The organism is Cupriavidus sp. BIC8F (assembly GCF_032465815.1).
Classification (GTDB): Bacteria; Pseudomonadota; Gammaproteobacteria; order Burkholderiales; family Burkholderiaceae; genus Cupriavidus; species Cupriavidus necator.
Map to the genome: position 1 here is coordinate 327,541 of NZ_CP136096.1, position 20,802 is coordinate 348,342.

A 20,802-nucleotide genomic window follows, 5' to 3' on the forward strand; every position below is an offset into this window, starting at 1 on the left:
ACGGAATGGACTACCGCAATGCGGCACGTTGCAGCGCCTGCCACCGGGCATGGATCTGGTTGGCGTACCGCAACTGCTTGTCGGGCGACGCGGCGTTGTAGGCGCCAACCGCCTTCCATGTCGGGCCGAAGCGCTGGATGTTCTCGCGCAGAATCCACGCGCCGACGTAGGCATTCACGCAGCCATCGAAGAGGTGGGCCCGCGAAATGCCGTACTTGCCCAGCCGCGGCAAGTGAATCGAGTTGATTTGCATGAGCCCAATATCCTCTGAGCCGTTCGCATTTCGGTTAGTCACCCATGGCCTCATGCCGGACTCCTGCATGGCGATGCTCCGCAGCAGCAACGGGCTGACACCGTGGAATACGGCGGCACCGTCCAGGCAGTCGGCATAGACCGTCCCAGCCAGCAGCGAGGTGACGATCAGCGCTGCGATCCTGCGGATCATCACAGCGCCACCTTCCCGGGTTGTTCTTTGAACCGCACTTGCGGCACACGATCCACGTAGACCACGTTTCCGTCGGCGATCACCGTCAATCGCGCCGCAATGCCGTTGAATTTGTAGTAGCGGTCCTTTTGCTCACCGTTGCGCTGGTGGTCATCGCCGAAAACCGACACGCTCACCATCGATTTGGCGAAGCTCAAGTAGGTCGCGCCGTCCTTTTCGAAAGCCATTTCCAGCCCGGCGCCGTTCTCTCGCGGGAAGACGTAGTCGATCTCCGGCACGCGATGCACATTCACGGATCTTCCGTCCGCTATGGCCGTGAACCGGTTGACGGTGGCAAAGGACAGCACGCGTTGTGCTCCATCCCACTTCGTCCAGATCTTGCTATCGGACTCGTCGCGCAACACCAGGTCCTTGGGCTCCTGCTCGAACCGAATCTCGATGCGACCCTGCTTGTCGTCGCGAATTGCGACGGCACCGAAGGCCGATGCCAGGGTTGGGCCCTCCTGCAGTGGCGAGCCAGTCACCGGCACCGCCGCTGCGGTTTCAGTTGGGCCGCCCGGCTCCATATCGGCTGCTGTCGCGGAGGCTTGCACCAGCCCACCCGCCCCCGCGGCCGACGCGTCACCCATCACCGAGAAGCTCTTCGGCGGCGCAACGCGCAGTGCGATGTTGCGGCGAGTGAAATCCACTTCGGCGTAGAGATTGCGGCGATCGAGGACCCGCGCGAGCGCCTGGAGCCAGTTCTCACCACCATGCAGCTCAATGGAGACGTCATCCATCAGCGGAATGTCCTTCTGCGCCGTACCGGTCCAACCGGCAGGCGCGATAGACTTGACCATTTGCGCCAGAGGCAGGGACGACCGGCCCGCGCGCACCAGTGGCAAGCCCGTATAGCTGCCGATCAAAGCCAGCCTGCCCGAGATCGCCGCACGCGGCAGATCGCCCAACGGATTGGCCGGCTCGGACGTAAAGCCGTTGGCTCGCTTCCAACGCGCCACGACCGTCTGGCCGTTGGCCGAATAGCGCACCACATCGGGAACACCATCGACCACCCAGTACGGGCCGTTCTGCGCGGCGCCGTCAGCCTGCACCACTTGGCCCGGCCGCGGTTGGATATACGTCGAGAGCCCATCATTGAAGATCAGGGCGGGCCGATCCGCAGCCCGTGCAACGACCTGGTAATCGAAGTCCAGCGGCTCGGTGTCGCTCGCAGCGTGAGCGCTCGCCGTCAACACCAGCGCGGAGAGAAGAAGCGACCTGATCATCGGAATTGGGCGACGTGGTTCATGAAACGAGCGAAGTACGGGCCGCCGCGCTCCGAATTGGCGCTGTGGTACCAAGCCACGGCCTTCATCGGAGAGCCGCTGCGCCGCAGGTTTTCGGCCAGGATGTCCTCCGCGACGCGGATATTGGTCGCCGGTGCGAGCGCTTCCCAAGGCGACGAGAAGCGCTTGCCGTGATAGCACCAGTTCACCTGCATGAGACCGACATCGAAATCGCAGCGCTGGTTGGCCAGCAGACGGTTGATGGCCGCGTAGGCTTCCTCGCGCGTGGCGAAGAACGTGCCGCGCCCCGCGACGTTCACGGTCCACGGCCACGGCCGGCCACGGTATGCCGATTCATTCATCGCGATGCCAGCCGTGATCTTGGGATCCACGCGTAGGCCCATCTGAGCGAACGGCTCGGTCTTCGGCGCGCAGGCCCACCCGCCACGGCGCTCCGCGAGCGCTTCTTGCGCTGCTTCGGAGAGGACAGGCGGGCGCAGCCAGCCTTCGCGTGCGAGGAGGACTGCGACCGGCACAGCCTTCCCGTCGAGTTGGACGACTGGACCGTCCTCGGCCCCGGGTTCGATCGATGCGCCAACCAGCCTCGCCGACCAGCCGAGGAACGCGTCGAGGCCGCAATACAGGACCGGCTTTCCAGCGACCGTGTGCAGCCGGTCTTTCCCATCGGCGTGCACTACCACGGCATTCGGGCTGATCACAGCCTGAATCGTTGCGGCCTGCGCCGCACCGGCCAGTACCAGCGTGGTCAGGGCGATCATCGTCTTAGGATCCTAGCAAAAATAACTTGAACAATTACGTCTTGCGACGAGATGTTCGAGGTTTGATGCGGTAGTTCCACTCGCCATGAAATTCGTCGCGCTCAATGGCCACGGCAGCGAGTTCGGCGTCGCTGACCTTGATACCTGCGTCGTACATGTTCTCGTCCAGTTCCGCACGCACTTTCAGCCCTTCAGCGGTACTCACGCTGCCGATGAGGTTCACTACCACCTGACGCGTCAACAGCGGTCGGCCGCGCCAGTTGTTCGTGATATGGCAGAACAGGCGATGCTCGATCTTGTTCCACTTGCTCGTACCCGGCGGAAAGTGGCACACCTGCACAGCGAAACCGAGTTCGTCGGCCAGTCGCTGCAACTGCACCCGCCACAGCCGCACACGATACCCGTTGCTGCCACCGCAGTCGGCGGTGACCAGCAGTCGCCTGGCTTTCGGATACAACGGACGGCCCATCTCCAGCCACCAGCGACGGATGCTTTGAACCGCGAACTCGGCGGTGTCGTGGTTGATGCCCACGCTGACCCAGCCCTCGTTGGCCGTCACATCATAGACGCCATACGGGGCAACCTTGCCCAGTTCATCGTCGATGAAATCGTGCACACGCGCCTGCTCGGGTTGGCCCTTGGGCTGCCATTCGCGGCCAGCGTTCTTGAAATCGCCGATCAGCTCCTTCTTTTTCGTGTCCACCGAGATGACCGGCTGACGCTGGCGCTGATACTGCGCCACCTTGTCGGCGATGTAGTGGAACTGCGCGTCGCGGTCGGGGTGCTGCGCGCCTTCGCGTGTCTTGCGCACCGATTGCAAGCTGTAGCCCGTCTGCGTCAGCAGATCGCAGATCGTGCGCTGACTCACGCGATGCCCCAGCCGGTTGAGCTCTTCGGCCAGACGGGTGGTGCTCTTGCACGTCCATCGTAGTGCTGACATCGGGTCACCCCGGCTGGTCGGCTCCACCAGTGCATCCAGGTGCTCCAACAACCTCGCATCGAGCTCAGTTAGCCTCTTGCGCCCGCCTCCCGGGGCACGAATGCGCTTGGCCGTCATGTCCCGCGTCGCTCCACCGGCCGCTTCGAGTTCGGCCAGTCCCGCATAGATCGTGGTGCGCGAGATGCCTATCGCTTTGGCCACCAGACTCACGCCCCCACGCCCCAGGCTGCGCGCTTCGGCGGCGGCCCATAGGCGCAACGTCGCCTCATCAAGGCGCGCCTGCAGGGCCCGAAACTTCGCTTCGACTGCCTCGCTGATATCCATGTGCGCATCGTATAGACGCGAGGACAACTGTTCAAGTTATTTTTGCTAGGGTCCTTAGTCACGATATGCCTCCAGCACCATGTCGTGCTTGACTTGCACCATCATCTTCTGGCCCGGCTCGGTCGTGATCGTCGGCCGAATGCTCTGGTTGCGGTTCAGAATGGTCGAAGCAGTTTGAGCGGCAATCTGGCCGGCTGCATTTCCATACGTCGTCAGACCAGACGGTCCCACGGTGGTGGCTGTGTTGCTGTCGTTAAAGCGCTGCTGAAGCAGGCCAATCACCAGTGCACCACTGAAGATCTTCCAGAAATGGTTGTTGACGTCTCCACTGATGCCGGAGTACCCATTCGGGTCCGCCCCTTGCATGCCCAAGAGGGGTACTGTCTTCCCATTGGGCAGCTGCATACGAACGAACGCGGCAAGGATGCGCTCCTGGCCGACCGCGACCTCGGCGCTGTAGGTGCCTACCAGGGTGCTGCCGGCCGGGATCACCTTGCACCGGCCATTCACCGTGTCGTAGACGTCCTGCGAGACGGTCGCGCGGAATTCGCCGGGCTTGTCCGAGTTGAGGCCGCCCGCGAACGTTGCCGGGATGACGAAGCCTCGGCTCAGCGTGCACTTCGGGAGCTTGCCGTCAAAGCCGGTGCGCAGGGTCGTCATGGCACCTGCCTCGCGGAGAAACTGCTTGTCCAGCGAGACGGCCGGTTCCGGCGCTTCCGGCGCCCCGTTGGCAGTGCTGGCACGGGCCACCGCGCCTTGCTGCAGCGCCCGCATCTGCGCGGGATCGGTCAGATCAGCAAGCCCGGTCGGCACCTTGGCCTGCCCGAGTTGGGACTTGCGCATGCCCTTCTTGAAGATCGACGCCGTGAAGATATCGTCTTCTTCGTTCTTCTTCACATCGGATGCTGCAGCTTTGGCCGGGGCGGCAAGATCCTTCGCCGTCATTACTGGCGCGTTGCCTGTGTCCGGCTTCACTGCCAATGCGCGTTGGCGCTCCGCTTCAGCGCGCGCCCTGGCCGCCTGATCACGAATCGTGGCCTCAAGCGATTGTCCGTTGTCACCGCTGCTGGAGCGTTGGCGCAGCTGCTCCGCGCGATCCTGCTCCGCCTTGGCGTCAGACTGCTCTTCGCTGACCGACTGGAAGTAGTAGCCGAGCCCACCCACCAGCAAGGCGGCGATGACGCCCAGCGCCATGACGATGTTGCGCGGCAGCTTTCCCTTGACGGTGCGCTCCTGCGCATCCGTCACATCGGAGACACCGGTGGACGATGTGCGATCGCGCATCAGAACAGCCCCAGGATGCGCCGGCGGCCGCGCTCGACCCTGACCTCCTCGCTCCCGGAGCGCAGCGCGATAGCTTCCGCCAGCCGCTGTACGACCAGGAAGTCGCCATGGCGTATGAAGTTCACCACCACGTAGTCGCTGCCGTCCTTGGCAAGCGGCACCGGCCAGTCCGCGCCCTTCGGTATCCGTAACCACACCGCCTTGCCATCGTCAAAGGCAGTCTCCGGCTTGAAGCTAGCGCTGCCCGAGATGGAATACTCGAAATTCAGCTGCTCTGGAGCCACGGAGACGGCGTCCGGATTGCGAACCTCCAAGTCGCCTCTGCCATCGGCTTGCTCGCTTCTCGCCTCACTGCGCGCCTTGGCCCTGGCCGCAAACGTCGTGGGGATACGGAAGCGCACCTTCTGGTAGAAGATGCCGCCCAACGGCGACGATACGAGCGTGAACTCGTAGCTGCGCTTGTTGGTATTCACTGAAAGGGTATTGACAAGACCCGCCGCCTGCGGCTTCACGTACAGATGGTTCAAGCCATCGGTTTCGTAGTCCCAACGAACGCTCTCACCCCACGCAGGCTCCCCAACGATCTGCTCGTCTTCAGGGAACTCGATCGTGGTCATCTTCAGCGGTGCACTCAGCACGCGAAAGATCTGGTCGCGGTTGTAGGTAAAGACGACGAGGCGGGAGTCACCCGGCAGCGCGATCGGCTCCACGCCGCCGTTAAAGGGGTTGGCCGGGTTCATGGCGTCGCTAATGTCGCCGATGCCGAGGCCCGCGACGCCGGCGCCGCCCCGGCGCGCCGGCTTATCAGCAGCGTTCGCGTCCGGAATGGCGAGGCTCATCGCCACCAGTACGGCGACTGCCAGGGAACTCAGCGGGGATGACTGGCGAATTTCCATGTGCGTAGACCCGGCCTTATGCCGGCGATTTCTGGAGGCTGAAGAACACGGGATGGACACCGAATGGATTGGTGCCAAGCACGGCGTCGCTGGTTGGCGGTTTCACCTGGTAGCGGAACGTCATCGCGTACCGCATCTTTCGCGGCTTGTAGCCGTCCTCCGTCGTGGTGGTAATGAATTCCACCGCGACCGTACTGTCGGGCAGGACGGCGACATTGGTTACCCTGACTTCGCGGACAAGGGTTGCCGACGCACCGACCTGCCGGAACGGTTCATCCTCAGCCACCCAATCCTCGAACTGCTTGCGAGAGGACCCGATCATCTGCTCACGGACAGAGCGCAGGTTGCGCGCCATCCGTGAGTCCTCGACCTGGGTTGTCAGGATCGGTTCGATGGTGAACCAGCGCGTCACGAGATCCTTGAATGCCCATTGCAACTGGATGCCTTCCGGCTGGAACGCCTCAAGCTCCCGCACGATGGGCTTGCCGTTCGCATCTGCCGACACGCCTACAGCCTTTACGACCGAAGGCGGCGGTTCACGCGTCATGATCGCCGCCAACGCAATGCAGCCCAGGCCGAGCGTTGCGACCTTCCAATGGTTGCGCTCCACGGAGATTCTCGTGGTGCGATCGAAGATCAGCTGCTCGGGGCTTTCATTGCCATACATCCCTGGCGCAACGGCGAGGGGCTTGGCATTGTCGGAATCTTTGCGGAAGAAGCGCATGCTGCGGCAGTTCTTTGGGATGCCGCTAATTTAAGCAGTGAAGTCGACCCTGCAGATCGCAGAAAGCCATGCGATTTTGCGCGGCTTTCCGAGAATCTCCGCGATCTCGCCAGATCACGCAGGACACTTGGGAGACCTCCGGACGCTGTAGCGACGCCTGGATCCTGCGACGGGCTTTGGGAGCCGGCAAGAGGCGTCGTTTCATGCTGCCTCTCCCGCCCACCCTATATCAAACCGCTCCGAAGGAGGATTGCCCGGAAAGCCGATCGTTTTGGTATCGCTTTCCGGGAAAACAGCGTGAGCATGCTCAGACTTTTCCTTTCGCACCACCACCATTGGCTCAGGCCAGAGCCGTGCTCAAAAAAAATCCGTAGAAAGCTGGCAAAAGTCGTATAGCTTTCAACGCGCCACACGATTCATCGCCCGCCAACAATATCGGGCATGGAATCCTCAGTCGCCAACCATCCCGTATTGCAGCTCAGCCAGCTCGAAGAATGCGCGGTCGCGATGTTCTTTGAATCACTCGCGCCAATACGCGCCTACATCGATGCATCCGATGTGGCTGAAGTCATGGTCAACCGGCACAACAGCATCTGGGTGGAGCGGCGCGGCGAGATGAAGCGACTGGACGTGAGGATCGAGCCCGCTAAGCTGGAAGGCGCCGTGCGCTCCCTGGCTTCGTCGGTGCAGAAGTCTGCGGTGCGGGGCACCGCACAAGGCATCATCAATGCGGGCCACAAAGGGCTTCGGATCGCCGCCGTCATGCAGCCCACAGCCATTGACGGCCATGCGCTGAGCATCCGCCGGCACCGCGAGACCAATCTCTCTCTTAGCGACTATGTCAAGGCGGGGGCCTTCTCGTCCCGGCACGCCCGCACCAAACACACCGATCAGCCCATATTCACGGGCGCTGTCGAAGATGAAGCGCTCAAGGATGCGCTCATTGAGCTGGTTCGGCAGCGGAAGAACGTCCTCGTCGCTGGCGGCACATCTTCCGGCAAGACCACCTTCTTGAACGCCCTGGTCGAGAACATTCCGGACGGCGAGCGTGTCCTGACCATCGAAGACACGATGGAGCTCAAAACGCGGGTACCCAATACGGTCCGCCTGCTCTCCAACACCGACAAGAACGTGACCACCCAACAGCTGGTCGCGCTCGCCCTGCGATTCCGCCCCGACCGCATCCTCGTTGGCGAGGTCCGCGGCGGTGAGGCGTTCGACCTGCTGCAAGCGCTGAACACGGGTCACGACGGCGGCATGGCGTCGCTGCACGCGAACAACGCCCGCTCGGCCCTCTCCCGCATGGAAAGCCTTGCCATGCTTGGCATCCCACCGGGTTCGCGCTGGGAGCTGGACGACATGCGCAAACTGATCGCCGAGTGCTTCAACTACGTGGTGCACATGCGCCGCACCGGCGAAATGCGGCACGTCTCGGAAATCATCGAGATCAAGGGCTTCCGCAACAACGACTACGACCTCGAACGCGTTTTCTAAACCAAGGAGTCTTTCCAATGTCTTCCCCGCTCGTTCAATGTGCCGCCAAGACAGCGCGCAAGTACGCCCCGTCGATGCTGGTCCTGGTCGGCATGATGAGCGTGGCCACATCCGCCGTCGCGGCCGACTACGGGTTCCTCGGCAACCTGGGCGAATTCATCTGCGGCATCGCCACGTTCATCAACACGAAGTACCTCTTTGTCGCCGGTCTGATCCTGATCGTCCTGGGCGCTATCGGTATCGCCAACTCCGAGTCGACCATCATGAAGTTCGTCTCGGTGATCTGTATCGGCATCGGTCTTGCCGCTGCAGCACCCGCGATCATGAAGACGCTCGGCGTTGCTGCCCAGTGCTCAGGATTCTGATATGCGCGAACACCACGTCAGCATTGGGCTTTCCCGCCCTCGCCAAATCGGCGGGGCCGTGCGCGGACTGGCCATCGCCAACGGCACGGTCGTCGCATTGCTGGTGTATGTGACCTTTCGAAGCGGCTGGAAGATCCCGGTCGCGGTGGTGCTGATGGGCATGGCGTTCCATGCGCTCTTGCGCTGGCTCACGACGCGGGACCCATGGTGGAACCAGATCCTGAACGTCTATAACCACTACGGCGATCTGTACGAGTCCACCCCGTGGCACGGCAAGCTGCATACCCTCTTTCGCCGTCCCTACGGCTTTGACAGCGACCTGCCATGCTGAAGCTAAAGCGACGCCCCCTCTATGAGTTGGTGCCGTGGCTGACATCGATCACACCGGAGCTCATCCTTAACAAGGATGGGTCGCTACTGGCCTCCTACGAGTTTCAGGGTGTGGACGCCGACAGCCCCGATAGCAATGACATCACGTCTGCGCGTAATCAGCTGGACCAGGCATGCCGCACGTTCGATAACCGGGTTACCGCGTGGTGGAAGATTAGCCACCGGCGCGCCCGGGACTACGTCGCAGGAGAATTCGCGTCGCAGGCCGATGGGCGTCTGGACGCGCTTAACCGGGCGCACATGACGACCGGCAAGTACTTTCATAATGCCCACTCGCTGGCACTCGCTTACACGCCAGAGAGCGGCATCGCGAAGTTCTTCGACAAGGCCGGTTTCCACATGACGGTCGGTGGCAAGTCCATCTACGCGGCGATCTTCGAGGCGACGAAGGACACGCTCTTCGCGCGCAGCGCCTTTGCCTTTGATCTGGAGAAGATCTCGACCGATGCGCGTCGCTTCGAGTCGATGCTCGACGCGTTCACCGGCGGCGTGCCGCGCCTGCGCACCCGCCGCCTTGTCATGCAGGAAAGCTATGCCGCCCTGCACCAGGCTGCCAATCCGAGCGTTCCGCCGCGGTGCATTCGTTACCCGGTGACCCTGCTCGATACCCACCTGACTGAATCCGAGGTTACCGTCGGCGCCGAGCGCTTGTTGTTCGAGTCTGCTCACGGCAAGCGGTACGCGGCAATCGTCGCCGTCAAAGAATGGATGAGCTTTCAGGAAGCGGCACTGGACAGCCTGATGCGGATCGACGCCGAGCTCGATGTCTGCATCATGTACCGATTCCTCGACACGGCTCGCGCTGCTGCCTACATCGAGAAGGTCAGGCGCTTCTACAAGATGGCAGCGCTCAACATCCGCTCTATCCTGAAGCAGTACTTCGCCAAGGAGGAAGCCGAGAACGACGAAGGCCGCGAGGAATTGGCCAAGGAAGCTGGCAAGGCGCTCCAGCGCCTAACGGCCAAGAACACGCAGCACGGCTTTGCCAACATTTCCATCACCGTCTACGGCGATTCCGAGGCGGCCGTGGAGGACTCGGTCAGTGAGGTGGTCGGTGCGCTCACCAATGCTGGCTTTGGGGCCATCCGCGAGAAAGCGAATCTGATGCCCGCCTGGAACTCTACCCTGCCCGGCCGCTGGGACAAGCAGCGCCGACTGCAGTTCGTGGAGACGCCGGCGGTTTCCGACCTCGCCCCCGTCCGATCTGTCATGCCCGGCCCGTTACGCAACGACTGGCTCTCGGACAAGGCGGGCAAGGAAGTGCCGCCGCTGACCTGCCTGCCCACCCGCCATCGGACCGCACAACGTGTCGACCTGCACCAACCCGGTGGCAATGCCCATCTGATCGTCATTGGCCCAATCGGTGCGGGTAAGTCCGTGTTCCTGAACTTCCTGGTTTCCCAGGCTGGAAGACACGATGCTCGCCGCATCCGATTCGACAAGGACCGATCCACTCGCATCACGACGCTCCTGAGCGGCGGGAAGTTCATCGACATCACCGGCAAGTTCGAGGCTGCGACTCGGGTGAATCCGCTGTCGTTGCTGGCCGTCCCCATGAACTTCACCTACGTCTCCGAGTGGGTGACGCTGGCCATTGAGGACGACTCCTTCACGCTTTCGCCGCAGCAACGCCAGGATATCTTCGAGGCAGTGAAAATCCTTGCCGGATACGGGCGAGAGAGCTGGACGTTGGGCCGACTCGCAACGCTGCTGCACGACAGCTTGCGGGAACGTCTGCAGATCTGGCTGCAAGGCGGACAGTACGGGCATTTCTTCGACCATGCAGAGGATGCGTTTGAGATCAGCGACAACCTGTCCATCGAAATGGGGGATCTGTTCCTGAACTATCCGCGCGCCGGAGCGCTATTCATGGACTACGCGTTCTATCGCATCAGCCAGAGCCTCGGCACGCGATACACGATCATCGAGGTGGAAGAGTTGGGCTTCTTCTTCACGAACAAGCGGTTCTACGAGCGGTTCGAAATGTGGATCGTGACCATCCGCAAGCTCAATGCTGCGCTCTGGGGTGCCACGCAGTCGCTCAAACAACTGGCCCGGGTCGCTGACTTCGAGATCCTGAAGGAGAACGTCGGCAACTTCGTCTACCTGCCGAACAGCCAGGCCAATACCAGCAAGGATCTCTACAAGGAGAAGTTCGGCCTGACGGATGACCAGATCCAGATGGTCACCGACGCAGTACCGAATCGTGACTATCTCTGGATCACGCGCTCCCAGACCCGGATGCTGCAAAGCCCGTTCTCCGACGAGATGGTAGCGATGCTGCGCTCGGATGGTGTCGCGCAATCGATTCTTGATCGTCATTTCGCGTCGGGTGCGCCCGACTGGCAGCAAAGCTATGTGCGCGAAATGCTCGCGCGATCCGTCTAAGGGGATTACCCGTGAGAAATTGGTTCACAAAGACCGCGGTCGCGGCATCCATCTTTGTTTCGTCGGTTGCGCATGCCAGCGGGCTTCCCGTTATCGATGTGGCCAACCTGGTCCAAACGACGAGGACCGCCCTGCAATCGCTGAAAACGGAGATCTACGAAAACACAAACATTGCCTATCAATACCGGATGATGGCCAACCAGCTGCTTCAGGCCACCGGCATGGACCCCGTGCACCTAGCTGAACAGCTGGACGCCATCAAAGACGACATCGGCAAATACGACGTCTACGGCGTGACGCTGAAGGATCTTTATGGCACGGTCTCCGAGAATGCCGATTACCTGAGCAAGGTTCAGAGCATGGTGGCCGCATCCGGAAAATCCAGCGGTCAGTGGCTTGAGGATCAGCGCACGCTTCTCGCCAACGGCGACAAGACCGCGAAGAACCTTTTCAACCTGGGGAACAGCGTCGTCAAGAACGTGCAGACCCAGGCGAAGCGGCGCCAGAAGATCCAGAAGGAAATGAAGCTGACTGGAACGGCACAGGCTGCTGCCGAAGCGACGAACGAGATGCTGGATGTCCTTGCAAACCAGAACTCCGATCTGCTGCAAATCATGAGCGCGAGGACGCAGTCGGACGCCGACAAGGATCAAAAGGCACTGGCCGTCGAAGCCGAGTCGGTAGACGCCGCGCGCCGGCTGCAGGCAGAACGCGAACAGCAACGTCAGCGCATCCTGAACTTGAAATGAGCTACGCCTCGCTGATCCGACACGGCCTCTGTGCGATGCTCACCGCGCTCGTCTTCAGCTTCCTCACCTTCTTTTCCTGCGTTGCCGCTGCACAGGAATCGAACAGCGGTCCGGAGAGCGCCACGGTAGCAAATGCTGGCGCACCTGGCGAGGTCGGTCAAGGCATCAAGAAAGCGCTGGACAAGATGAACGGCCTGCGAAGCGGCCTCATCCAGGCCGCCACATCGCTGAGCGATCGCACCCGCGACGACGCAGACAAAATCGCCTTTGGGCTGGGCGTGATTACCCTCGTATTCGCGGGCCTTCGGTTCGCGGCAACGAGCGACGCAGTTTCCGCTTGGACAGATCTGTTTGAAACCTTTCTGGTAGTTGGCATCTTCGCGTCACTCTACGCCAGCTACGCCAGCTTCGCGCCCGGTCTATTTGTGTGGTTCAACCATCTCGCCCAAGCGATCAATGGCGGTGTGGACATCTACAACGTGCCGATCTCGTTGGCAAGGACCGGAGGCAGCTTTTACGACTCCGTGCTCAGGACACTGCTCGCTGGGTTCGCTAACCCACTGAAACTGATTGATGCCGTCGTCTCAGCGATTCTGTTTGGCTTGGCATTCATTGCGGTGTTGATTGCCGCCTTGATCTACTCCTGGTTCATTCTGGTGGGTCACCTTCAGGTAGCCGTAGGCATCGTGGTGGGCCCGCTAGCCGTTGCATTTGGCATGGCGGACATCTCCCGAAAATACTTCACCGCGTGGCTGGACTACATGGTCACCGGTTCGATGTATATGGTTGTCGCCGCCATCATCTCTCAGCTGGTGAGCGCCACACTGCTTAGCATCGTCACAGACGTTGGCAACATCGGCACGGACACGCTTCTTGCTGCAAGCTATGCACTCAGTATTGCCATCCTATTGGGCTTTGTCGCCCTGGAGATTCCGAAGATCGCCGGATCTCTCTTTGGAACTGGTGGCGGGGTGAGTGGCACCGGTGGGATGAAGATGTTTGGGCGTGGAGCCTGGAACCTCGGCAGGAAGTTGGCAGGGAAATGATGACCCCTCACATACACCTTTCCGCTTCCGCTCTCCTTTCCTGCCAGGCAGACCGCGTCGCGCTCATCCGACAGTACGCCAATGAAGCGGACGGCGCGGACTTCAACAGCAAGTGGCTTGATGTGCTGGAGCGTTGTGCAACTTGGTTCTCAAGTATGCCACTGCGGCACAGCGAGCACGCCGAGGCCGGTGGGGCTTTTCGCGCAACGGTTGAGGCGGCCTACTTCGCCATGCGCCTGTCTGGCGCACAAAAGTTCGCGGCCAATCAGACGTCCGAACGGCGCAGGCAGTTGGAACCGCAATACCTGTATGCGCTCTTTCTCGCCGCCTGTTGCTCCCGCCTTGATGAGTCATGCCGACACTTCCAATTCTTTCGGGATAGGGATGGGGCGGAGTGGATCCCCGCCGTGCATGGAGCTTTCGGTCCGTGGCTAGGCGATGACACGTATCGCGTCACCCGTCGTGACGCGGTGCTCCCACTGGAGCGCATGCGCACCGCGTTGCTGGCGCGCGAGATTCTTGGTGCTGACCGGCTCGCACAGTTCGACGGCCAGGTCCTCGCTGATCTGTTTGGCGCCATCAACCCCGAGCCTCGACCGACCGGCCTCGAGACCTTGCTTCACAAGGTTGTCCGGCAGGCCATCGACACAGTGACACAGTTCGAGATCAAAGCCCGCCGCGCCGCCTTTGCGCCCGACACGACGCCTGCACCGAGTGTCGAAGCGCTAACCGCCGCGGTAGAGTCGACCCAGATCAAGCCACCCGCCGCACCAGCAGCGGCGCAAGCCTATTCGACACCCGGCCCGGAGATCGCGAGCACTGTGGTGGTGTGGCAGATGGATAAGGAAGCGGGCCCTGGAACTGGCGAAGCCCAGTCTCAAGCCGAGTCAGCCGAAGGCACGCAACGCGAGGTAGCGCGAAGCGTCGTACAACTCGACGGCACCAAGTCGCTGCGCCCCGATCAGACTGCCGACCCGTTCAAGGAAGCCTTGGCGGGTGCGTCCAACCTGATGCGCGAGTTCTTCAGGGCGCTAGCACAGGACGTGGCAGCGGGAAAGGTGAAGGTATCGTGGGTCGACAACAAGCTCGCAGTCAGCAAGCGCATGCTCGGCAGCTACGGCATCGCTTCCGAGACACTCATCGACAACCTTCGCAAGTTCCAGCTGCTCTACAAGATCGTCGGCCAAGACATCCTTCTGGTTGACAGGGTGGCGACCCTCATCGCGTCCCGTCCGCAATCCCCAGAGAGCAGCGAGTGATGCACCACAACATCAATCACTTTCGGCCCATTTATGAATTTCGGGCTGCGATCGGGTGGCTTCTTGCCGCGGCGCTGATGTTGCTAAGCGATATGCCGAGCGCCGGATATTTTTCCCTGTTCTGCGTTGGCATGCTGCTGTTCCGGTCGTCACAGGTTTGGCGCGCGTTGAAGTTTCGGCTGGCCATCTCCACCAAGTGGCTTGCGGTCCTTCCGATCGAGGCGCTGCTCGCGCTGAGCGCTCGCATGCGAAAGACCGACGATGCCATGTATCTTGGCACTGGCTTTGAGTGGACACAGAAGCATTGCCAGATCGCGCACGACATCCTTCGCATGCCGTCAAGCGATATTCCCGGCTTGCCGCGGTGGCTGCCGCAGCCTATAGTCGAGCGAGTCGAGAAGCTGTTCGCGCCTGCGGGCAGCATCGCCGACCATTCGCCTCAGGGGAAATCATGGATTCACGGCATGGAGCCGAAGAAGATCCAGGTGCCCTTTCACTACAAGGCGATGCCCGGCCATACGTCGGTAAGCGGGACGACCGGCTCAGGCAAGACCAGGACCTACGAGGTCATTTCGACTCAGGTCATCCACAATCCCAACGACATTTTAATTATTGTCGACCCGAAGAATGACGGCGAGTGGGTCGCACGCGTCAAGCGCGAGTGTGAGCGCACTGGCCGCAAGTTTCTTTATTGGAAACAGGCCGCCCCGTCGCAATCCATCCGCCTCAATCCGCTAGAGAATTGGTCGCAGCCCTCGGAAATTCCAACGCGCATCGCGCAACTGATGGAAGAAGGCCCATTTCGCCAGTTCGCGTTCCTGTTCATCGACCGCGCGGTGAAGGGCGAACTCTACGTCGGCGACAAGCCGAACCTGCGGTCTATCCTCCAGTACGCCCAGAACGGCATTAACAATCTTCTGGATCGGTCCCTGCAGCGCTTCTTCCCTGAGGCCGGCAAGCCGGATTGGGAAGAGGAAGTGATGGGCTACATGCAGCAGGCCGGCCAGCGCCCAGGCGGCACGCGCTTAGACGGGATGGCTCGGCTCTACATCGAGCGCTTCTCCGACAAAGGGAATGGCCACGAAGCTATCGATGGCCTCATCGCCACGTTCCAGCACGATCGGGACCACTACGGCCGCATCATCGCCTCTGCCCTACCGCTGCTCCAGATGCTGGCCACCGGCGAGACGGGCCTCATGCTGGCGCCGAAGGCGGACGACTTCGACGATGACCGGGAGATCTGGGACATCGATAAGGTCATCAAGCAGAAGGCGGTGCTCTATGTCGGTGCAGATTCTCTTTCCAACTCAATGGTGGCCCAGGCTGTCATGTCGATGCTGCTGGCCGACATCGCATCCGTCGCCGGCTCCATTTACAACTTCTACAAGAAGCCTCCGGAAATCGTCCTCATCGTCGACGAGGCTGCCGAGGCGATCAACGAGCAGATGCTGCAGATCCTGAACAAGGGGCGTGGCGCAGGCTTCAAGGCATTCGTCGCCTACCAGACGCGCTCGGACTTCACCGCCAAACTGGGAAACGTGGCGAAGATGCAGCAGGTTTTGGGCAATCTGAACAACCAGCTCGTCTTACGATTGGAAGATATCGACACGGCCGAGTGGTTCTGCGAGAAGGCTGGCACCACGGCCATCCGGAATGTCGTGGTGTCGAGCAGCACGAGCACTGGCACCGAGGCGCATGTCGGGGAGTTCAGCGGTTCCGTGGCACGTTCGACCCAGCTTGAGAAGGCGCCATTGATTCCGCATGAGTTGATCATGCAGTTGCCCAATCTGCAGTACTTCCTGCGTATCTCCGGTGGCTCCGTCTACCAGGGTCGAATTCCAATCATCCAAGGTTAAAGGTCAATGCGCACCAGCCTGTTCCGACAAATCGCCAAGGAATACAAACTCTTCGCGAAGCTCTCGCCCGTGTTCATCGTCTCGCCAGACCTGGACGACGTATGCACGCGGGTGGTCGATTACATCGGCGTGAACTTCCGCGTGCGTGAAGACCCGTTGGTCAAGGAGATGCTGACAGACGCTATCGCCGCCTGGCGGGCCGCTCGAAAGCATGGTGACGCCAACGTGGCCTTCGTGAAAGGTCTGTTCGGCCGTGCCCATGATCTCTACGCCAAGCGCTACGCCGCATTCAAGGGCGAGAAGTACAACGTTTGGTATCCCTATCACGAGTCGATCCCCTCTTTCGAGCAACGCCAGCCCGTCGGCTACGTCTGCCAGGTGGTCGACGAGCCGGTTCCCGGGAACGTGACGCAGCGATGCGCAGCATTCCAGTTGGCCGCGCGCGTGCTGACCGGGTACGGCTTTACCCGCTACTTCGAGAACTACGATGTCGCTCGAGACTTTGCACACTAGGGCTAGGCAATTGCTCGCTTCGCTGCGCAAGACGCAGCCGCGGATCGCCGCGCGGCTCTTTCGCGTCGACGAGGCCCTCGCATTCGAAATGCAGACGTGGATTGCCGCAAGGAATGCGGACGCGCCGATACCAAGCACATTCCTGCTCGGCAACGCGGCCGCATGCTTCGCGCTGATTGGCATTGCTGAGCGCAAGCCGGCGTTGTTCTGGGGCGCGCTCGCTGCGATCCCTGCGCTGCCTGTTCTGCTCGCCCTGCACTGGATCTGAGCCATGGCCAACAGTCGATTCGTCTCCCATGTGCGGATGTGGATGCTAGCGGCACCCCTGATGATATGTGCCCTCGCGCCGTTCATACAGGACGATGCCGCATTCGAGGTGAGTGAAGGGGAGCAGGCTTCGATTGAACATGTGCTCGGACAGCCCAAGGCGGACAAGGCAACGACGGTGGCTAACGACCGCTTTGATCGATGGTTTGTCCGGTCTGGTGCGTTGCGGGCATCGTTCTCGGGATCGGATGCGGACACGGCGCTGCCCGATGCCGGCGCATCCGAATTCGGGCGTGGTTGGATGCGGCACTTCTGGATGACCATCTATCGGGCGGTCTATCGGTCGGCCGTTGTGCATTACTGGTTGTTTGGCGGGATGGTGCTGCTTGTTGCGCTGCTCAACGACGGCGCCGTGTCGAGAAAGATTCGAGCCGCGGGCGCTGGGTTCGCGAACCCGGTGACGTTTCACGTCGCCGCACATGGCTTGCTGCTGTGCTTCGGCTTCGGTGCATCCGCCCTGCTGCTTCCGTTTTCCCTGCTGGCCTACTGGTGGACCTTCGGCGTCGGCCTGGTTGGCTTGCTTAGCTGGCGCCTTGCGGCGTCATTCCACGTCGGCAAGTAGTCGACACCATCTTTCTGAATGCCCAAAGGCCAAGTGGCTGGCCATCCAAGGAGAAAATATGACCACTACCGATCTGTCCCCTGCCGAGTTGCCCGCTACGGCAAGCGATGCGCTCGATCATCCTCTGACCGGTGTAGCGGTCGACACTGCCGGCGGCATGGATCGGCCCGATGACGTCGAGTCGGAGCTGCTTGAGATGGAGGCGTCTGCCGACGCCCTGCGCAAGGAAGGAATCATTTCAACGGCCGACCTGGAGAAGAAGAAGGCCGAGGTCGAGCGTACCCGGAAGCTGTTCCGCGAACTCTCGCCCGAAGACCGCCAAGCCATCGTTCGCCGGCGACGTGAACTGGGTCGTCAAATTCTCGAACGTGAACTCGCCGGCGCAGCCGTGGTGGCAGTCGGGCTGAAGCTGAACCATACGCGCCTGCGTCCTCTGTTCGAGCAATGGTGGCCATACATGAACCGCATGTCGCTCAACCTGCAGCGCTTCGGTCAGTCCACCTTCTCTCGCAGCGAACTGTCGACTATCGAGACGTTCCTCCAGCGTGAGTTGGCAAAGCTCGAAGACTACGTCGACGAGCAGCTGCGCGTTGCCACCGCCTACCGTCAGCAGCGCGAGCAGGAGATGCGGGCGAAGGACGACATCGTTTTCGAACCGACGATTACGCGGGCGTCCGTCGAGCTTGAGGTCCAGGCCTACTCCCGATTTGCCGTTCGCGCACTCCAGGTGCTCATCAAATTTGATCAGACCATGGACCAGTTCGATTTCATGGTTTGGAACGGCATCCGCGACATGACGGACGTGAATGACGAGGTCGCGCGGTTCCTGCGCAAGTTCCAGCCGCTCGGCCTCCGTTGCTATACGACACACCTGAAGCTGATGACCACCGTTCGCGGCGTCTGACCGTCCGCCTGCACGGTCCCGCTCAGTCATACCAAGTCCCACCCAGCCCTAGTTTCTATCTCCGTTTGGAAGCAAGAGGATTGGCACTCTGTGGGGACGTAGTGATGGCTAGTGGGACCACGTGGGACATGCTCCCACCTTCGAACGAATCAATAGACGTCGACATCTGCCCTGAGGTACCACTTCGGGGCACTTGCTGTATTGAACCGGCACCAAGTGCCACTTACTGCCACACTGCGATCCGCCATGTCGCTCGAAAAGGTATTGGAAGGACTGAACCCCGCCCAGCGCGAGGTGGTCGACCTGCGTCAGCACTGCGTCGCCGTGGCCGTGCCAGGCGCCGGAAAGACGGCGACGATCGCGGCGAAGGCAGCCGTGCTGCTCGCCAACCCAGACGTGACGGTGGGCGCGGTAACGTTCAGCAAGGACGCCGCGATCGAATTGCGTGACCGTATCCTGGGGCTAGCCGGCGCCGATGCCAGGAAGCGACTGCTCGCGGGCACCTTCCATTCGCTGGCCTATAAGCAACTCGGGAAGGGAACCGGCAAGCTCACCGATATCGTCCACGACGGCGTTCGGTTCGCTATCGTCGGGCAGATCCTGCAGGAAGGGGGATTTGATGGGAAGGTCGAGGACGCTATCGCCGCGATTGAGCGCGCCAAGATGCAACTGTCCGACCCGCCTTCAGGAACCGTGGAGGCTCAGTTGTATGAGGCCTACCAGAGTGCCCTGGCCCGGAACGGCAAGATCGACTTTCAGGACATGCTGCGGTTGGCTGTAGCTGGGATGCAAAGCGGAACAATTGCGCCCTACCGTATGACGTACCTGCTTGTCGATGAGTACCAGGATTGCGACAGCTTGCAATCACGCTGGACGGCGCTGCACGCGGCGGCCGGTTCGATCGTGACGGTGGTCGGGGACGATGATCAGTCGATCTACGGATTTCGAAGTGCGCTCGGATTTCGGGGCATGGAAGCATTCATCAATGAGTTCGACGCGCGGTCCGTCATCCTCGGGAAGAACTACCGCTCACACGCTGAGATCCTGGACATCGCGGATCGTGTCATTCGAAACAACAAGGACCGTATCCTGAAGGAGCTGGTAGCCCATCGCGGGCCAGGCGGCGCCATCGAGTTCAAGCGTTTGGAGGACGAGTACAAGGAAGCGGTTTCAGCCGTTGAGGCGCTGACACCAGTTCTGCGGGCTGGCAAAACGGCGGCCGTGCTGGCGCGGACGAACCGCATTCTCGATCCATTGGAGGCTGTCTGCCGCTCGCACGGTGTCAAGTACTACCGCGCGGCCGGCCGCTCTATCCTCGATCGCCCGGAGGCAGCGTTGATGGGGGACCTACTGGAACTGATCCAGAAGTCCAAGGACTCTGGCGTCGATGCCCTGCTAGGTTTCGCCGGCATTGGCTCGCATGAGCTGCAGCTTCTACACACGCAGACTGCGGCGAAGCCGGAGGGATCGATTCCGCGAAAAAAGGACCTGGTGCAGGCCGGGATCGCAGAATCAACAGTCGACAAGTATCGCGACTTCCTGAAGAAGCTCGCGGAATGGCAAGCGCTCTGTGAACGCCAGTTCTTATCCCTTGTTCTCGATGGCGTGCGCGAATGGATGCTCAAGTTTGTGGCGGACGACCCGGGGAAGCGCGCTATCAATACTGCGTATGACGTCCTGACGCGGCTGAACGGTCCATTCTCGGAACGACTCTTGTTTCTGCGCCAAAAGAATAACGAACCGGCCGATGACGCCTTGGTGCTGACGACCATGCATGCGTCCAAGGGGCGCGAATGGTCGGCTGTTGTTGTGATCCGTGCCGAGGAGACCATCGTTCCGGACGAAGCCAGTCCAGAGAGTGAGGAGCGGCGACTTTTCTACGTTGCCCTCACGCGCGCCCGCGACTGGCTGCAGATTTCTACGGCAAAGAAGAACCCCACGTCCCGGTTCGTTGTTGAAGCCGGGCTAACTTGATTTGTTAAGCAGCCGATCGTTCGTGGCGTCTGTTGGTTGCGAGCTCCCTGCCATCGTGCGTGCCACAGCCGTCCGGCATTTCATTTTTGTGCGTAGCGTTGGCACTCGGATTTCAAGGAGGGGTTGTTGAGCCCGTAGGCATCCTCATAAGCGAAAAAAGCCTGGAGTTGCAGCTCCAGGCTTTTAATCGGCATTGACAACAGGCGTAGCAGGCTTCGAAACCCTCTTGACTCGTCCAACAACAAGACAGTCCGAGTTTATGAAGCCCACCCTTCGTTGTCAATGCTCCCCCACAAGTTTGCGCATTGATCGAAGAAG

General features: G+C 61.0%; 20 protein-coding genes. 13 read left to right on the forward strand and 7 right to left on the reverse strand.

Annotated features, from left to right (window positions below; all coding sequences use genetic code 11):
- Positions 1–10: 10 nt before the first annotated feature.
- Genes RS901_RS36410 through RS901_RS36440 form a run of 7 tightly spaced genes read right to left on the reverse strand, consistent with a single transcriptional unit; the run spans position 11 to position 6,657 of the window.
- On the reverse strand, positions 11–445 hold the full coding sequence (locus tag RS901_RS36410; RefSeq protein WP_316157492.1) for a lytic transglycosylase domain-containing protein: 435 nt from the start codon (positions 443–445) through the stop codon (positions 11–13).
- Positions 445–1,710, reverse strand: coding sequence for a TrbG/VirB9 family P-type conjugative transfer protein (locus tag RS901_RS36415; RefSeq protein ID WP_316157493.1), 1,266 nt, complete (start codon positions 1,708–1,710; stop codon positions 445–447). Before RS901_RS36415 ends, RS901_RS36410 begins: the two co-directional genes overlap by 1 nt.
- Entirely contained in the window at positions 1,707–2,489 is a 783-nt protein-coding gene (locus RS901_RS36420; protein ID WP_316157494.1) for a transglycosylase SLT domain-containing protein, read from the reverse strand. The genes RS901_RS36415 and RS901_RS36420 overlap by 4 nt, the downstream gene beginning before the upstream one ends.
- Before the next feature lie 34 nt (positions 2,490–2,523).
- Positions 2,524–3,753, reverse strand: a complete 1,230-nt coding sequence (locus RS901_RS36425; RefSeq protein WP_316149395.1) for an ISAzo13 family transposase — start codon at positions 3,751–3,753, stop codon at positions 2,524–2,526.
- A 54-nt stretch (positions 3,754–3,807) separates the two neighbouring features.
- Entirely contained in the window at positions 3,808–5,037 is a 1,230-nt protein-coding gene (locus RS901_RS36430; protein WP_316157495.1) for a TrbI/VirB10 family protein, read from the reverse strand.
- Positions 5,037–5,933 carry a TrbG/VirB9 family P-type conjugative transfer protein gene (locus RS901_RS36435; protein WP_316157496.1) on the reverse strand — a complete coding sequence of 299 codons (897 nt, stop codon included), beginning with the start codon at positions 5,931–5,933 and terminating at the stop codon, positions 5,037–5,039. Before RS901_RS36435 ends, RS901_RS36430 begins: the two co-directional genes overlap by 1 nt.
- A gap of 16 nt (positions 5,934–5,949) precedes the next feature.
- Complete coding sequence (locus RS901_RS36440) at positions 5,950–6,657, reverse strand: VirB8/TrbF family protein (RefSeq protein ID WP_316157497.1); 708 nt, start codon at positions 6,655–6,657, stop codon at positions 5,950–5,952.
- 441 nt (positions 6,658–7,098) lie between these two features.
- Here RS901_RS36440 and RS901_RS36445 point away from each other — a divergent pair, with 441 nt between their 5' ends.
- From RS901_RS36445 to RS901_RS36505, 13 genes are all read left to right on the forward strand, one after another.
- Positions 7,099–8,151, forward strand: coding sequence for a CpaF family protein (locus RS901_RS36445; protein WP_316157498.1), 1,053 nt, complete (start codon positions 7,099–7,101; stop codon positions 8,149–8,151).
- A gap of 17 nt (positions 8,152–8,168) precedes the next feature.
- Positions 8,169–8,516, forward strand: coding sequence for a prepilin (locus RS901_RS36450; protein ID WP_316157499.1), 348 nt, complete (start codon positions 8,169–8,171; stop codon positions 8,514–8,516).
- 1 nt (position 8,517) lies between these two features.
- Entirely contained in the window at positions 8,518–8,847 is a 330-nt protein-coding gene (locus RS901_RS36455; protein ID WP_058698205.1) for a VirB3 family type IV secretion system protein, read from the forward strand.
- Positions 8,841–11,294, forward strand: coding sequence for a conjugal transfer protein (locus RS901_RS36460; RefSeq protein WP_316157500.1), 2,454 nt, complete (start codon positions 8,841–8,843; stop codon positions 11,292–11,294). Before RS901_RS36455 ends, RS901_RS36460 begins: the two co-directional genes overlap by 7 nt.
- 11 nt (positions 11,295–11,305) lie before the next feature.
- Positions 11,306–12,043 carry a conjugal transfer protein TrbJ gene (locus tag RS901_RS36465; protein WP_316157501.1) on the forward strand — a complete coding sequence of 246 codons (738 nt, stop codon included), beginning with the start codon at positions 11,306–11,308 and terminating at the stop codon, positions 12,041–12,043.
- Positions 12,040–13,089, forward strand: a complete 1,050-nt coding sequence (locus tag RS901_RS36470) for a type IV secretion system protein (protein ID WP_316157502.1) — start codon at positions 12,040–12,042, stop codon at positions 13,087–13,089. The genes RS901_RS36465 and RS901_RS36470 overlap by 4 nt, the downstream gene beginning before the upstream one ends.
- Positions 13,089–14,348, forward strand: a complete 1,260-nt coding sequence (locus RS901_RS36475) for a TraI domain-containing protein (protein WP_316157629.1) — start codon at positions 13,089–13,091, stop codon at positions 14,346–14,348. The genes RS901_RS36470 and RS901_RS36475 overlap by 1 nt, the downstream gene beginning before the upstream one ends.
- Positions 14,348–16,204: a conjugative transfer system coupling protein TraD gene (gene traD, locus RS901_RS36480; protein ID WP_316157503.1), complete on the forward strand. Its 1,857-nt coding sequence runs from the start codon at positions 14,348–14,350 to the stop codon at positions 16,202–16,204. Before RS901_RS36475 ends, traD begins: the two co-directional genes overlap by 1 nt.
- Before the next feature lie 6 nt (positions 16,205–16,210).
- The gene (locus RS901_RS36485; protein ID WP_316157504.1) at positions 16,211–16,717 is read left to right on the forward strand and encodes a hypothetical protein; all 507 of its coding nucleotides are present in this window, start codon (positions 16,211–16,213) and stop codon (positions 16,715–16,717) included.
- Between the two features lie 10 nt (positions 16,718–16,727).
- Positions 16,728–16,985: a hypothetical protein gene (locus RS901_RS36490; RefSeq protein WP_316157505.1), complete on the forward strand. Its 258-nt coding sequence runs from the start codon at positions 16,728–16,730 to the stop codon at positions 16,983–16,985.
- A 3-nt stretch (positions 16,986–16,988) separates the two neighbouring features.
- Positions 16,989–17,606, forward strand: coding sequence for a DUF4400 domain-containing protein (locus RS901_RS36495; RefSeq protein ID WP_316157506.1), 618 nt, complete (start codon positions 16,989–16,991; stop codon positions 17,604–17,606).
- Positions 17,607–17,664: 58 nt separating this feature from the next.
- Complete coding sequence (locus tag RS901_RS36500) at positions 17,665–18,510, forward strand: ATPase (protein ID WP_316157507.1); 846 nt, start codon at positions 17,665–17,667, stop codon at positions 18,508–18,510.
- 246 nt (positions 18,511–18,756) lie between these two features.
- Positions 18,757–20,484 (forward strand): ATP-dependent helicase, encoded by a 1,728-nt coding sequence (locus RS901_RS36505; protein ID WP_316157508.1) that lies wholly within the window; start codon positions 18,757–18,759, stop codon positions 20,482–20,484.
- The last annotated feature ends 318 nt before the right edge of the window (positions 20,485–20,802 follow it).